12 protein-coding genes are annotated in these 13,986 nt (G+C 66.3%); 10 read left to right on the top strand and 2 right to left on the bottom strand.

The annotated features are described in order from the left end of the window. Nucleotides 1-77: 77 nt before the first annotated feature. Nucleotides 78-1,265: a 4-hydroxybenzoate 3-monooxygenase gene (gene pobA / locus CJ010_RS15365; protein WP_141018847.1), complete on the bottom strand. Its 1,188-nt coding sequence runs from the start codon at nucleotides 1,263-1,265 to the stop codon at nucleotides 78-80. Nucleotides 1,266-1,431: 166 nt separating this feature from the next. On the opposite strand from pobA, the gene CJ010_RS15360 reads away from it, so the two are divergent. Then, complete coding sequence (locus CJ010_RS15360; RefSeq protein WP_141018846.1) at nucleotides 1,432-2,313, top strand: helix-turn-helix domain-containing protein; 882 nt, start codon at nucleotides 1,432-1,434, stop codon at nucleotides 2,311-2,313. Between the two features lie 280 nt (nucleotides 2,314-2,593). Continuing rightward, entirely contained in the window at nucleotides 2,594-5,404 is a 2,811-nt protein-coding gene (locus CJ010_RS15355; RefSeq protein WP_141018845.1) for an AMP-binding protein, read from the top strand. A gap of 29 nt (nucleotides 5,405-5,433) precedes the next feature. On the opposite strand, the gene CJ010_RS15350 is transcribed toward CJ010_RS15355, so the two are convergent. Next, on the bottom strand, nucleotides 5,434-7,128 hold the full coding sequence (locus CJ010_RS15350; protein ID WP_141018844.1) for a sigma-54-dependent Fis family transcriptional regulator: 1,695 nt from the start codon (nucleotides 7,126-7,128) through the stop codon (nucleotides 5,434-5,436). 333 nt (nucleotides 7,129-7,461) lie between these two features. Here CJ010_RS15350 and CJ010_RS15345 point away from each other — a divergent pair, with 333 nt between their 5' ends. From CJ010_RS15345 to CJ010_RS15310, 8 genes are all read left to right on the top strand, one after another. After that, nucleotides 7,462-7,779: a 2Fe-2S iron-sulfur cluster binding domain-containing protein gene (locus tag CJ010_RS15345; RefSeq protein WP_141018843.1), complete on the top strand. Its 318-nt coding sequence runs from the start codon at nucleotides 7,462-7,464 to the stop codon at nucleotides 7,777-7,779. A gap of 319 nt (nucleotides 7,780-8,098) precedes the next feature. After that, nucleotides 8,099-8,368, top strand: a complete 270-nt coding sequence (locus CJ010_RS15340) for a phenol hydroxylase subunit (RefSeq protein WP_141018842.1) — start codon at nucleotides 8,099-8,101, stop codon at nucleotides 8,366-8,368. Nucleotides 8,369-8,433: 65 nt separating this feature from the next. Further along, complete coding sequence (locus tag CJ010_RS15335) at nucleotides 8,434-9,429, top strand: aromatic/alkene monooxygenase hydroxylase subunit beta (RefSeq protein ID WP_141018841.1); 996 nt, start codon at nucleotides 8,434-8,436, stop codon at nucleotides 9,427-9,429. An 8-nt stretch (nucleotides 9,430-9,437) separates the two neighbouring features. Further along, entirely contained in the window at nucleotides 9,438-9,707 is a 270-nt protein-coding gene (locus CJ010_RS15330; RefSeq protein WP_141018840.1) for an MmoB/DmpM family protein, read from the top strand. Between the two features lie 28 nt (nucleotides 9,708-9,735). Then, nucleotides 9,736-11,289, top strand: a complete 1,554-nt coding sequence (locus CJ010_RS15325; protein ID WP_141018839.1) for an aromatic/alkene/methane monooxygenase hydroxylase/oxygenase subunit alpha — start codon at nucleotides 9,736-9,738, stop codon at nucleotides 11,287-11,289. 115 nt (nucleotides 11,290-11,404) lie between these two features. Next, the gene (locus CJ010_RS15320; RefSeq protein ID WP_141018838.1) at nucleotides 11,405-11,764 is read left to right on the top strand and encodes a phenol hydroxylase subunit P4; all 360 of its coding nucleotides are present in this window, start codon (nucleotides 11,405-11,407) and stop codon (nucleotides 11,762-11,764) included. Nucleotides 11,765-11,825: 61 nt separating this feature from the next. Continuing rightward, nucleotides 11,826-12,881 carry an NADH:ubiquinone reductase (Na(+)-transporting) subunit F gene (locus CJ010_RS15315; protein ID WP_141018837.1) on the top strand — a complete coding sequence of 352 codons (1,056 nt, stop codon included), beginning with the start codon at nucleotides 11,826-11,828 and terminating at the stop codon, nucleotides 12,879-12,881. A 129-nt stretch (nucleotides 12,882-13,010) separates the two neighbouring features. Further along, nucleotides 13,011-13,940 (top strand): catechol 2,3-dioxygenase, encoded by a 930-nt coding sequence (locus CJ010_RS15310; RefSeq protein ID WP_141018836.1) that lies wholly within the window; start codon nucleotides 13,011-13,013, stop codon nucleotides 13,938-13,940. The last annotated feature ends 46 nt before the right edge of the window (nucleotides 13,941-13,986 follow it).

Raw genomic sequence — 13,986 nt, 5'->3', positions numbered from 1 at the left:
CGGCTTTCCCCTGGAAGGAAAAACGGGCGCAGCCTTGTGAGCTGCGCCCGTCTTGCGCTTCCGGGATGGGGAAGCGATTACTCGAAGGTCGGATCGAACGGCAGGCCGACGTAGTTCTCGGCAATGGTGGTCTTGCCGGCGGTCGAGCTCATCAGGTAGTCGAGCTCGGCGAGCTGGATCTTGTGCTCGATCGGGTCTTCGTTGAATTTGTGCATGATCGAGGTGAACCACCACGAGAAGCGCACGGCAGCCCAGACGCGGCGCAGCGCGGTTTCGGAGTAGCGGTCGAGCAGGTCGGTACGGCCTTCCTTGTAGTAGGCGATCAGTGCGGTCGACAGGTAGTACATGTCGGAGGCGGCGAGGTTGAGGCCCTTGGCGCCGGTGGGCGGCACGATGTGGGCGGCGTCGCCGACCAGGAACAGGTTGCCGAAGCGCATCGGTTCGGTGACGAAGCTGCGCAGCGGCGCGATGCTCTTCTCGATCGACGGGCCGGTGACCATCTTCTCGGCGATGTGCTCGGGCAGGCGGCGGCGGATTTCGTCCCAGAAGCGCTCGTCCGACCAGTCCTCGACCTTCTCGTCGAGGCCGACCTGGATGTAGTACCGGCTGCGGGTGTGCGAACGCATCGAGCACAGTGCGAAGCCGCGCTTGCTGTTGGCGTAGATCAGCTCTTCATGCACCGGCGGGGTTTCCGACAGCAGGCCCAGCCAGCCGAACGGGTAGATGCGCTCGAATTCCTTCAGCTTGTCGCGCGGCACCGAGGCGCGCGAGGCGCCGTGGTAACCGTCGCAGCCGGCGATGTAGTCGCAGTCGATGATGGTCTGCTTACCGTCCTTGTGGAATTCCAGCTTGGGCTTTCCGTCCATGTAGCCGACCGGATGCACGTCGCGTGCCTCGAAGACCACGGTGATGTTCTCGTCCTTGAGCACCGCGTCGTAAAGATCCTTGGTGAGTTCGGTCTGGCCGTACACCATCACCTGCTTGCCGCCGGTCAGCGCGGCCATGTTGATGCGTTCCTCGCGGCCGTCGAAGGTCAGCACGATGCCGTCGTGCAGCAGGCCTTCCTTGTCCATGCGCGCGCCGACGCCGGCCTTGCGCATCAGGTCGGCCATGCCCTGTTCGAGGATGCCGGCGCGGATGCGGGCTTCGACGTAGTCGCGGGTCTGGCGTTCGAGGATGATGCTCTTGATACCGGCCTGGCTGAGCAGGCGGGCCAGGCACAGGCCCGAGGGGCCGCCGCCGATGATGCCGACTTGAGTTTGCATGTCTCTCTCCATTTGGGCTGAACGCGTCGCGCAATCGGGTGCGCGGACAGCTGAACTATAGGAGTCGGGACCACGCGCCGCTTGAACTCAGTCGGGTCAATACTTGTACTTTTCGAAAATTTCGATAGGCTCCGACGACATAGCGGAAATGCGGACCCGAGGCGCGATGGAAGAGAGAATCATCCCGACATACAAGCTGTTCGGCGAGCAGCAACTGTGGCCGACGCCGGAGCCCATCCACTACGAGACGATCGCCGACCGCAGCGCCCTGTACGATTGGGAAATCACCCCGCACAGCCACGACAACCTGCTGCAGATCCTCTTCCTGCAGGAGGGCAGCGCCGGCATGACGCTGGAGACGCAGGCGGCGCCGCTGGCCACCCCCTGCGTGGTGATGATGCCGCCACGCCAGGCCCACGGCTTCCGCTTCTCGTCGGATGTGCTTGGACACATCGTCACCATTCCGCATTTCCTGCTGGGCGAACTGCTGGCGCTCTCGCCCGAACTCAAGGGCCAGCTCGACACCGCGCTCTACATCCCGCTGGCGGGTGACGACGAGGGCCTGGCGCTGATGCGCATGTGCTTCGGTCAGATCGGCCGCGAATACGCCGGCGGCGAAGCAGGGCGGCTGTCGGTGCTGATGGCCACGCTCGGACTGGTGGTGGTGTGGCTGGCGCGGGCGGCCGGTGCGTCGACCGGGCGTGCCAGCCAGGACCGCTTCCGCCAGCGTATCGAACGCTTCATGGACCTGATCGAGCGCCATTTCCGCGAATGGCAGCCGTTGGGCTTCTACGCCAGCCGGCTGGGCGTGTCGACCACCCAGCTCAACAACAGCTGCCGGCGTGAGACCGGGGTCAGCGCGCAGCAATTGCTGCACGACCGCCTGCTGCTGGAAGCGCGCCGGCTGCTGGCTTACTCCGACCTCGACGTCACCGCCATCAGCTATTCGCTCGGCTTCCGCGATCCGGCTTACTTCTCGCGTTTCTTCACCCGCCGCCAGGGCATGTCGCCGTCGGCCTTCCGCGCGGCCAACCTGCGGCGCGCCTGAGCGGCGGGCGCGAGGGAACGCTTGCCGCAGCCTTGTGGCCCAAGTCTTGTTGGCGGGGCAAGCGTCGCCTGATGCCGCGCTGTCGGCGGAAGGGTTCGATGCGCCCCCGGGCGTCCAGCGATGGAGGCAGAACGATGATTGGCAGGTTTGTCGGGCAGACCGGGATGCCAGGGCTGGGCTGCGGACCGAGGCGGGTTCGCGAGGTGCTCGTGCCGGCGAGGGGCTGTCCGTCCGTTGCCGGTGCGGATGACGCGCCGGACAGCGGACGGAAACCGGTGTGATGCACGGCGCGGCCCACCGACCCGAAGATGGCGCGGAGACCCGGCTGCTGGCGTTGATCGATGCGCTGGTCGCCGAACTGCATGCCGGCGGCCCGGCCGAAGCCGGTGTGCCGGCGGGCCTCGACAGCGCACTCGAACGCGATCTCGGCCTCGACAGCCTGGCCCGCGTCGAACTGCTGGCGCGCATCGAGCAGGCGTTCGATGTCCGCCTGCCGGAAGATGTGCTGGCCAAAGCGGAGACGCCCCGCGCCTTGCTGCAGGCGCTTGAGGTTGCGGGGCCGCCGACGCTGCCGGAGAGCGCCATGCAGGCGCGCGACGCGGCGCCCGTGCGCATGTCGGGCACGCCCGATCGCGCTGCCAATCTGGTCGAGGCGCTGAACTGGCATGTGGCGCACCATCCCGAGCGCTGCCACGTCAGCTTCTACCGGCAGTCGGATGCGCTCGACAACCTGAGCTACGGCGACCTCGCCGGTGCGGCCACCCGTGTGGCGGGCGGGCTGCGGACCCTGGGGGTGCAGGCCGGGCAGTGCGTGGCGCTGATGCTGCCCTCGGGGCTGGACTTCTTCCGCTGCTTCTTCGGCATCCTGTATGCCGGCGCGGTGCCGGTGCCGCTCTATCCGCCGGCACGCGCCACCCAGGTCGAGGAACACCTGCGCCGCCAGGCAGGCATCCTGCGCAACTGCGAGGCGCCGGTACTGATCGCCTTCGACACCGTCCGGCCGCTGGCGCGGATGCTGACGGGCCTGGCTCCCGCCCTGCGCCATCTCACCACCGCCGCGGCGCTGGCGGAAGGGCCGGTGGCGGCCCTCCGGCCGTTGCAGTCCGGCGACACTGCGCTGGTGCAATACACCTCGGGTTCCACCGGCGATCCGAAGGGGGTGGTGCTCAGCCATGCCAACCTGCTCGCCAACATCCGGGCGTGGGGCGGCGTGATCGCGCTGGATTCCACCGACGTGGCGGTGAGCTGGCTGCCGCTGTATCACGACATGGGCTTGATCGGTGCCTGGCTGGGCAGCCTGTATTACGGTTGTCCGCTGATCCTGATGTCGCCGCTCGACTTCCTCGGCCGGCCCGAACGGTGGCTGTGGGCCATCCACCGCCACCGCGGAACGGTCACCGCAGCGCCCAATTTCGCCTTCGAGCTCTGCCTGCGCCGTCTCGCCGACCAGGACCTCGATGGCCTCGATCTTTCCAGCTGGCGCATGGCGGCAAACGGCGCGGAGCCGGTGAGCCCGGACACCATGACACGCTTCGCCGCGGCCTTCGCCCGCTACGGCCTGCGTGCAGAGATCCTGACGCCGATGTACGGCCTGGCGGAATGCGCGGTCGGGCTGGCGGTGTCGCCGCCGGGCCGCAGCCTGCGCATCGATCGGGTGGATCGTGCAGCGTTCGAGGCCGACGGCCACGCACGGCCGGCGGCGGCGGAGGAAGCGCACGCGCTGCGCTTCGTCAGCTGCGGACCGCCCCTGCCGGGGCACAGGGTACGCATCGTCGGACCGACGGGCGCGGATCTGCCCGAAAGGCGGGTGGGGCGTCTCGCTTTCCGCGGTCCGTCGGCCTGCGCGGGTTACCACCGCAATCCGGAAGCCAGTCGCAGCCTGGTCGACGGCGACTGGCTGGACAGCGGCGACTACGCCTATGTCGCCGACGGCGAGCTCTACGTCACCGGCCGCGCCAAGGATCTGATCATCCGCGGCGGGCGCAACCTCTATCCGTACGAACTCGAACAGGCCGTGGGCGAACTCGCAGGCATACGCAAGGGCTGCGTCGCCGCCTTCGGCGTTGCCGACCCGCACAGCGGCACCGAGAAGCTGGTGGTGGTGGCGGAGACGCGGACGCGCGATCCGGCGGCGCGCAGGGCGCTGGTGCAGGCCATCGTCGCGCTCGGCGCGGACTTGCTGGAACAACCGCCGGACGAGGTGGTGCTGGCCCCGCCGCACGCGGTGCTGAAGACGTCGAGCGGCAAGATCCGCCGCGCCGCCGTGCGCGCATGCTACCTCGACGGCAGCCTGGGCGCCGCCACGCGCGCGCCCTGGCTACAGGTACTGCGGCTCGGCCTGGCGAGCATCGCCGGGCAGGGGCGTACGGCGCTGGCGCGCCTGCCGGCCTGGGCCTACGGCGCGTGGGCGTGGGGCTGGTTCGGCTTTCTCGCGGGCCTGGCAGTGCCGGCGGTGGCGCTGCTGCCGCGGCTGCAGGCGCGCTGGGCGGTGTCGCGCCGGCTTGCGCGCGTGCTGGCCCGCCTGAGCGGTTGCCGGCTCGACGTCGCCGGGCTGCACAACCTGCCTGCCGGCCCCTGCGTGTTCGTCGCCAACCACGCGAGCTACATCGACGGCATCGCGGTGGCGGCGGCGCTGCCGGTGCCGGTCGGCTTCGTCGCCAAGGCCGAACTCAGGCAGAACCGCAGCCTCTCGCTGTTCTTCAACCGCCTCGGGGCGCATTTCGTCGATCGCCTCGATGCGCGCCGCAGCGTCGCCGAGGCGCGCTCCCTTGCCGCGATCGCCGCGCGCTGGCCGCCGCTGCTGTTCTTTGCCGAGGGCACCTTCAGCGGCGAACCCGGCCTCCGACCCTTCCATCTCGGTGCCTTCCAGGTCGCCGCCGCGGCCCGCCTGCCGGTCGTGCCGCTTGCCCTTGCCGGTACGCGCGAGGTGCTGCGCGACGGCTCCTGGCTGCCCCGGCGCGGACGGATCGCCATCACCGTCTGCCCGCCGCTGCTGCCGGAAGGCGACGGCTGGCACGGCGTGCTCGCGCTGCGCGACCGTGCGCGCACGGCCATCCTCGAATACTGTGGGGAAAGGCCGGCCCGCGCCTGAATTCGCCCGTGCCCGGACGTGGGCGCGGTTCAGCCCAGCGCGGCGGAGCCGCCGCCTTGCAGCGCCTGCTTCTTCAGCCGGTAATTGAGCTGCGGTCGCGTCATGCCGAGCATGCGGGCCGCTGCCGACAGGTTGCCGCCGGCGCGCTGTACCGCGCGCTGCAGGATGTCCTGCTCCAGCGCTTCGAGCGAAACGCCGGCGTCGAGTACCGCGCCCGGCAGGTCGAGGCCGCCTCTGGGCTGCTCGCCAAGCTTGCCGCTCTTGTCTATGCAGGCGTGGGCGGTGGCGGGCGGTACCGCGCCGAGGAAGAGGTGTTCCACCTCCACCCAGCCGTTCTGCGGCGCCAGGATCACACCGCGCTCGATGACGTTTTCCAGCTCGCGCACATTGCCCGGCCAGCGGTGGTTCTTTAGCGCCAGCATCGCCTTGTCGGTGATGCCGGCGACGCGCTTGGCGTGCAGCGAGCAGAAGCGCGCGGTCATCGCCTCGACCAGCGGCGGGATGTCGGAGGCACGCTCGCGCAGCGGCGGTATCGTCACCGGATAGACGTTGAGCCGGTAGTAGAGGTCGCGGCGGAAGCGGCCTGCGGCCACCGCGTCCTGCAGGTCCACATTGGTGGCGGCGACCAGGCGCACGTTGATCTTGCGGGTGCGCTCGTCGCCGAGCCGTTCGATCTCGCCTTCCTGCAGCACTCGCAGCAGCTTGGCCTGGGCGGACAGCGGCAGTTCGCCGACCTCGTCGAGGAAGAGCGTGCCGCCGTCGGCGCGCTCGAACTTGCCGGCGCGCGAGGCATGGGCGCCGGTGAAGGCGCCGCGCTCGACGCCGAAGAGTTCGGATTCGATCAGCTCGTCGGGCAGCGCAGCGCAGTTCACCGCGACGAAGGGCGCTTCCTTGCGCGGGCTCAGCTCGTGCAGCGCGCGCGCGAAGCGTTCCTTGCCGACGCCGGTTTCGCCGAGCAGCAGCACGGTGACATTGGTCGATGCCGCCTTGGTGACCAGTTCGTAGGCGTTGCGGAAACCGGTGGACGCACCGATCAGGTTGGGGATGCGGCGCGGGCAGGCGATGCTCTGGCGCATCGCCTCCACTTCTTCGCGCAGTTCCAGCAGGCGGCCGACGATGGAGTCGGCCTCGAAGTAGGGGGTCAGCTCATGGGCGTCCGGCCATTCTTCGGCCGGCTTGCCGACGATGCGGCAGTGGTCGGTGCCCATCGCCGCGCACTCGACCTCGCGGAACAGGATGAAGCGGCCCATGAAGGCCGAGGTATAACCGGAGGCGTAGCCGATCATCATCCAGCACACCGGGTGATCCATCTCGCCGTACTGCTGGACATGGACTTCAGCTTCCCACGACTGGCGCCAGATGAACTCGCCGTAGAACTTGCCGGCTTCGCCGTCGATGTCCAGCCGTACCGGCTCCACCTCCACACAGCCTTCCAGCATGTGCAATTGCGGGCCCACGACGAAGGCGTCGACCAGGTTGCCGGCGCCGCGGATCTTGCGCGCGAGTTCGGCATCGCGCAGACCGGAGGCGAAGCCCATGCGGGTGAGGATGCGGCGCGCCTGCTCGGCGCCGACCGAATCGATCAGCTCCTTGCGCAGCTCGGAAAGCGCCGCGGTGTGCAGCAGCACCATGCGGTGCTCGCCCAGCCAGATCAGGCCGTCCTTGTCGGAGAAACGGAGCAGCTGCCGCAGGTCGGCATTCTCCGGGTAACGGATTTCCTTCACATCTCCTCCTCGTGCCGACCGGCCGCTTGCTGGCGGGTCGGGTCTGCCTCTGCGGGCGGGACGCGGCGGCGGGCTGCATCGGCCCTTCCGTCCGGTTTGGTCAGTCGTAACGATAACCCAGCTTGCACCAAAGTAATGCGCCGTCGACGGCAGTTTCGCCAGTCGAAAGGTCCGGGTGAGATTTTGACACATGGTAACAATCTCGAGATTATAGATACACGTGGCACGGATCTTGGTTAAGCACCGTGTTCCGGCGGAAAAGGCGACCGGATGATCACCACGACACGCTCACCACAACACGCCGGCACGTATCGGCGGGAGGAGACAAGGAAGATGGACAAGCGCTATTCCGTCCTGATCCAGGACAGCGGCGAGACCTTCGCTTGCGACGGCAGCAAGAACCTGTTGCGGGCGATGGAAGTGCTCGGCCGCCGCGGCATTCCGGTCGGTTGCCGTGGCGGCGGCTGCGGCGTGTGCAAGGTTCGCGTGACCGCTGGCGGCTTCCAGACCCAGAAGATGAGCCGCAGTTGCGTCAGCGAGGAAGAAGAGAAAGCCGGTGTGGTGCTCGCCTGCAAGCTGTTTCCGACCAGCGACCTGGCGCTGGAGGTGGTTGGGAAAATGAGCAAGACGGTGTGCGCGCCAAGGCGCTGAACTCGGTCGCGCCGAGCGTCTGAGTCGTTTCGTATCCGCAAGGCCGACGGCCGCCATCCGCAAGGAGGCGGCCGTCGGCTTTTTTTCGCTCGATGCGCGCAAGTCGTTGTTGCAACGCGGAAATCAGACTTGATCATTTGATCACTCGCGTTGTGGATTTGATCAATTGATCAAGCGATAAACGCTGATTATTTAATGAATGAATATCGAGAAAATTGAAAATAGCAGTGTTATCAGCAGATTGCGGAGGCTGGCACACGACTTGACTCTGTGAGACGCAAAGCCGCCGCAACTGGACCAAATCCGCAGGAGCCCGCAGATGCCTACCAACCAGCCCGCTATCGACGTCAGCCGCAAGTTCGTGCGCCTCATCGAACGCCGTGCGGACGGTTTCGTCGAGTTCGAGTTCGCCATCGGCGAGCCCGAGCTGTGTGCCGAGATGCTGCTGCCGGCACCGGCTTACGAGGCCTTCTGCCGCAACAACGCGGTGATCGAGCTTGCGGCACGCGAACCCTTGGCCGACGGCGACGACGAGACCGCCGCCTGGAACTGGAACCTGCATCAGGCGACGCACCAGCGTTTCCGCTGACGGGCAACTGCAACACCACACGATCACAAGGCCACGTTAAGGGCCATCACGAGGAGGAGACCCACATGCACATCGACCTGCGCACCGTGAGCATCAAGCCACTGCGCCAGACCTTCGACCATGTCGCCCGTCGCATCGGTGGCGACAAGCCGGCTTCGCGCTACCAGGAAGGTACTTTCGACCTGCAGGCCACCGCCAACTTCCACTACCGGCCGACCTGGGATCCGCAGCATGAGATCTTCGACGCCAGCCGTAGCGCCATCCGCATGGCCGACTGGTACACCTTCAAGGATCCGCGCCAGTTCTACTACGGCGCCTACACCCTGGCCCGCGCCAAGCAGCAGGACACCGCCGAGGCCAACTTCGACTTCGTCGAAAGCCGCGGCCTGGCCGCTGACCTGCCGGTCGAGCTGCGCGACACCGTGCTCAAGCTGCTGGTGCCGCTGCGCCACGTGGCCTGGGGCGCCAACATGAACAACGCCGCGATCTGCGCCTACGGTTACGGCACCGCCTTCACCCAGCCCTGCATCTATCAATCGATGGATCAGCTCGGCATCGCCCAGTACCTCACCCGCGTCGGCCTGCTGCTGGGCGATGTCGAGGTGCTCGACGACGCCAAGGCGGCGTGGATGAGCGACGACGCCTGGCAGGGCCTGCGCCGCTACGTCGAGGACAGCTTCGTGGTGAAGGATCCGTTCGAACTCTACGTGGCGCAGAACGTCGCCCTCGACGGCCTGCTGTATCCGCTGGTGTTCGAAGCCATCGTCGATGACGTGCTCGCGGCCAAGGGCGGCACCGCGGTGGCGATGCTCACCCAGTTCATGACCGACTGGTACGGCGAAACGAAGAAGTGGGTGGACGCCACGGTGAAGACCGCCGCCGCCGAATCCGCCGACAACAAGGCCCAGCTGGAAAAGTGGATCGTCCATTGGCGCGACCGTGCTGCCGCCGCGCTGCTGCCGGTGGCCCGCCTCGCGCTCGCCGAGGGCGCCGACGCGGTGCTCGAAGATGTCGTCCAGCAGTTCAACACCCGCCTGGCCAAGGCCGGCGTCACCGTCTGAGGCCGTTCATGTCCACCGTATTCATCGCGCTGCAAACCAACGAGGACACCCGCCCGATCATCGAGGCGATCACCGCCGATAACCCGCACGCCCGCATCAATGAGGCGCCGGCGATGGTGAAGATCGACGCCGAGGGCAAGCTCACCGTGCGCCGTTCGAGTATCGAGGAGCGCATCGGCCGCGACTTCGACCTGCAGGAACTGCACATCAACCTGATCTCGCTCTCCGGAAACATCGACGAGACCGACGACGAACTGACGCTGAGCTGGAACGCCTGAGCGCGGCGCACGAGAAAGGAGACACCACATGGACATGCAAGTCGCCAAGAAGAAGCTGGGCCTCAAGGAGAAGTACCAGGTCATGACCCGCGGCCTGGACTGGGAGCCGTCCTACCAGAAGAAGGAGGACATCTACCCCTACGCCAGCTACGAAGGCATCAAGATCCACGACTGGGACAAGTGGGAAGACCCCTTCCGCCTGACCATGGACGCCTACTGGAAGTACCAGGCGGAGAAGGAACGCAAGCTCTACGCGATCATCGACGCCTACGCCCAGAACAACGGCCACCTCAGCGTCACCGACGCGCGCTACATCAACACGGTGAAGCTCTTCCTCACCGGCGTCAGCCCGCTGGAATACATGGCTCACCGCGGCTTCGCCCACGCCGGCCGCGCCTTCCCCGGCGCCGGCCCGCGGGTGGCCTGCCTGATGCAGTCGCTGGACGAGATCCGCCACGCCCAGACCCAGATCCACGCGCTCTCCAACTACAACAAGCACTACAACGGCCTGCACGACTTCCGTCACATGCACGACCGGGTGTGGTACCTCAGCGTGCCGAAGAGCTTCTTCGACGACGCGGTGACCGCCGGCCCCTTCGAGTTCCTGGTGTCGATCGGCTTCTCGTTCGAGTACGTGCTGACCAACCTGCTGTTCGTGCCCTTCGTCTCCGGCGCCGCCTACAACGGCGACATGGGCACGATGACCTTCGGCTTCTCCGCGCAGTCGGACGAGGCGCGCCACATGACGCTGGGCCTGGAGGTGATCAAGTTCATCCTCGAACAGGATCCGGACAACCTGCCCATCGTGCAGCGCTGGATCGACAAATGGACCTGGCGCGGCTACCGCGTGCTGACGCTGGTGGCGATGATGATGGACTACATGCTGCCCAAGCGGACGATGAGCTGGAAGGAAGCCTGGGAGGTGTATTTCGAGGAGAACGGCGGCGCGCTGTTCAAGGACCTTGCCCGCTACGGCATCAAGATGCCCAAGTGCGCCGAGACCATCGCACTGGAGAAGGACCACCTCTCGCACCAGGCTTGGGCCACCTTCTACAACTACGGCGCCGCCGCCGCCTTCCACACCTGGGTGCCGGAAAAGGAAGAGATGGACTGGCTGTCGGCCAAGTACCCGGAGAGCTTCGACAAGTACTACCGGCCGCGCCTGGAGTACTGGCGCGAGCAGGCCGCCAAGGGCAACCGCTTCTACAACAAGACGCTGCCCATGCTGTGCCAGACCTGCCAGATCCCGATGCTGTTCACCGAGCCCGGCGACCCCACCAAGATCTGCTACCGCGAGGTGGACTACAAGGGCTCGAAGTACCACTTCTGCTCCGACCACTGCAAGGAGATCTTCGAGCACGAGCCGGAGAAGTACGTGCAGTCCTGGCTCCCGGTACACCAGATCTACCAGGGCAACTGCTTCCCCGAGGGCACCGACCCGACCGTCGAAGGCTTCGACCCGCTGGCCGCGGTGCTGCAGTACTACCACCTGGAGTTCGGCCGCGACAACCTCGACTTCGAGGGTTCGGAGGACCAGAAGAACTTCGATGCGTGGCGGGGGCAGGCGACGAAGAACGTTTGAGGCGGGCGGGGTGGGGTGGCCTTGTTCCGCCCCCCTTTGAAGGGGAGGGGGTAAAACGCCGCCCGCTGCCCGCATCACTGAATTGTTGAACACCCAAATAACGAGGAGACCCGACATGGCCATCGCTGCCATCGGCAAATACGAATTCGCGCCCGCCGACGCGCTCGACAAGTTCCACGGCGCCCAACTGCTCTACATCGGCTGGGAAGACCACCTGCTGTTCTGCGCCCCCTTCGCCTTTCCCTTCCCGCCGACCATGCCCTTCCGCGCCATCGTCGAGCAGGTGCTGCCGGGGTCGTTCGGCTACCACCCGGACTTCGCCCGCATCGACTGGGCCAAGGCGGAGTGGTTCAAGTCCGGCAAGCCCTGGCAGCCGGATTTCGACAAGTCGCTCGCGGACAACGGGCTGAAGCACAAGGACGTGATCCGGTTCCGCACCCCGGGGCTGACGGGGATCGCAGGCTCCTGCAGCTGAGCCCTGCCTGCCGGCGCGCATTGCGCGCCGGCGCCGTCCAACAGAGATACGGACACGCATCATGAGCTACGAACTGACCATAGAACCCCTCGGCCAGACCATAGAAGTCGAGGAAGACCAGACCATCCTCGACGCCGCGCTGCGCGCCGGCATCTGGCTGCCGCACGCCTGCTGCCATGGCCTGTGCGCCACCTGCAAGATCCAGGTCGTCGACGGCGAGGTGGAGCACGGCGAGGCCTCCAGCTTTGCGCTGATGGATTTCGAGCGCGACGAGGGCAAGGCGCTCGCCTGCTGCGCCCGGCTGCAGAGCGACGTCGTCATCGAGGCCGAGATCGAGGAGGAGCCCGACGCCGAGAGCATCCCGGTGCGCGACTTCCACGGCACCGTCAGCCGCATCGACAGCCTCACGCCGACGATCAAGGGCGTGTTCGTCACGCTCGACGAGCCCATCCACTTCCAGGCCGGCCAGTACATCAACTTCGACATCAGGGGCGGCGAATGCAGCCGTGCCTTCTCGCTGGCCAATCCGCCGGCGACCGGGCGCGAGGTGGAGCTCAACATCCGCATCGTGCCGGGCGGGCAGGGCACCACCTGGGTGCACCAGGAACTGAAGGCCGGCGACCGGGTGAAGCTGTCCGGCCCCTACGGGCGATTCTTCGTACGCAAGTCGGCGCCGGAAGGGCTGATTTTCATGGCCGGCGGTTCCGGGCTGTCGAGCCCGCGCTCGATGATCCTCGATCTGCTGGAGGCCGGTGACACCCGGCCGATCACGCTGGTCTACGGCCAGCGCACGCGTGCCGAGCTGTACTACCACGACGACTTCCTCGCGCTCGCCGAGCGCCATGCCAACTTCAGCTATGTGCCGGCGCTGTCGGACGAGGGGCCGGAATCGGGCTGGAGTGGGCACCGCGGTTTCGTCCATGAGGCAGCAAAAGCGCACTTCGACGGCGATTTCCGTGGCCACAAAGCCTATCTGTGCGGGCCGCCGCCGATGATCGACGCCTGCATCACCACGCTGATGCAGGGCCGGCTGTTCGAGAACGACATCTACACCGAGAAGTTCTTCTCCGCAGCCGACGTGCAGCAGGTACGCAGCCCCTTGTTCAAGCGAATTTGAGATCCATCAAGAAATATCGAGATTATATTGATTTATCGGTTTATAAACGTATCATCCAACTAGTTGCTCGTTTCGCCTTTCCATAGCGGCCGCTTCGCGCCGCACAAAAGACCACTGGAGGAGACCATCATGGCAATGACCGACGTACTGCGCCCCGGCCACATCTCGCTGCGCGTGCTCAACCTCGAAGAAGGTGTCAATCACTACAAGAACGTGCTCGGCCTGATCGAGACCGGCCGCGACAGCCAGGGCCGCGTCTATTTCAAGACCTGGGACGAACGTGACCACAACAGCCTGGTGATCCGCGAGGCGGATGAGGCCGGTATCGACTTCTTCGGCTTCAAGGTGGCAAGCAAGGCTTCGCTGGAAAAACTCGACGGCCGCCTGAAGGAGTACGGCCTCACCACCGAGCGCATCCCGGCCGGTGAAATGCTGGAAACCGGCGAGCGGGTGCGCTTCCTGATCCCGTCCGGCCACTACATCGAGCTCTACGCGGAGAAGACCGACGTCGGCAACGGCATGTCGTATGTGAACCCGGACCCCTGGACCAAGGACGCGGAGCGCGGCATCGCCCCGATCCGCATGGACCACTGCCTGCTCTACGGGCCGGACATCGAGAAGGTGCAGGACATCTTCGTCAACGTGCTCGGCTTCTACCTGGTGGAGCACGTGGTGATGGAAGACGGCAAGACCGACCTCGCGATCTGGCTGTCGTGCTCGATCAAGGCCCACGACATCGCTTTCGTGCGCCACCCGGAGCCGGGCAAGCTGCACCACATCTCCTTCCTGCTCGACAGCTGGGAGAAGGTGCTGCGCGCGGCCGACATCATGTCGATGAACAAGGTGTCGATCGACATCGGCCCCACCCGCCACGGCATCACCCGCGGTACCACCATCTATGCCTTCGATCCCTCGGGCAACCGCTTCGAGACCTTCTGCGGCGGCTACCAGAGCTATCCGGACTGGAAGCCCATCAAGTGGACCTGGGAAGAGGTGGGCACCGGCATCTTCTATCACGACCGCGCGCTCAACGAGCGCTTCCTGACAGTCGTGTCCTGATGCCTTGCCCGCGGTCGTCATATGGGCGGCCGCGGGCAGGGAGGGG

Origin of the sequence: Azoarcus sp. DD4 (assembly GCF_006496635.1) — a bacterium.
Lineage (GTDB): Bacteria > Pseudomonadota > Gammaproteobacteria > Burkholderiales > Rhodocyclaceae > Azoarcus.
The sequence above is the reverse complement of the archived record's forward strand: the minus strand, read 5'-3'. Positions and strand labels throughout refer to the sequence as shown.

Excerpts from the sequence above, each read along its gene's own strand:
- pobA (WP_141018847.1), bottom strand. The coding sequence starts at position 1,265 with ATGCAAACTCAAGTCGGCATCATCGGCGGCGGCCCCTCGGGCCTGTGC.
- CJ010_RS15360 (WP_141018846.1), top strand. The coding sequence starts at position 1,432 with ATGGAAGAGAGAATCATCCCGACATACAAGCTGTTCGGCGAGCAGCAA.
- CJ010_RS15355 (WP_141018845.1), top strand. The coding sequence starts at position 2,594 with ATGCACGGCGCGGCCCACCGACCCGAAGATGGCGCGGAGACCCGGCTG.
- CJ010_RS15345 (WP_141018843.1), top strand. The coding sequence starts at position 7,462 with ATGGACAAGCGCTATTCCGTCCTGATCCAGGACAGCGGCGAGACCTTC.
- CJ010_RS15340 (WP_141018842.1), top strand. The coding sequence starts at position 8,099 with ATGCCTACCAACCAGCCCGCTATCGACGTCAGCCGCAAGTTCGTGCGC.
- CJ010_RS15335 (WP_141018841.1), top strand. The coding sequence starts at position 8,434 with ATGCACATCGACCTGCGCACCGTGAGCATCAAGCCACTGCGCCAGACC.
- CJ010_RS15330 (WP_141018840.1), top strand. The coding sequence starts at position 9,438 with ATGTCCACCGTATTCATCGCGCTGCAAACCAACGAGGACACCCGCCCG.
- CJ010_RS15325 (WP_141018839.1), top strand. The coding sequence starts at position 9,736 with ATGGACATGCAAGTCGCCAAGAAGAAGCTGGGCCTCAAGGAGAAGTAC.
- CJ010_RS15320 (WP_141018838.1), top strand. The coding sequence starts at position 11,405 with ATGGCCATCGCTGCCATCGGCAAATACGAATTCGCGCCCGCCGACGCG.
- CJ010_RS15315 (WP_141018837.1), top strand. The coding sequence starts at position 11,826 with ATGAGCTACGAACTGACCATAGAACCCCTCGGCCAGACCATAGAAGTC.
- CJ010_RS15310 (WP_141018836.1), top strand. The coding sequence starts at position 13,011 with ATGGCAATGACCGACGTACTGCGCCCCGGCCACATCTCGCTGCGCGTG.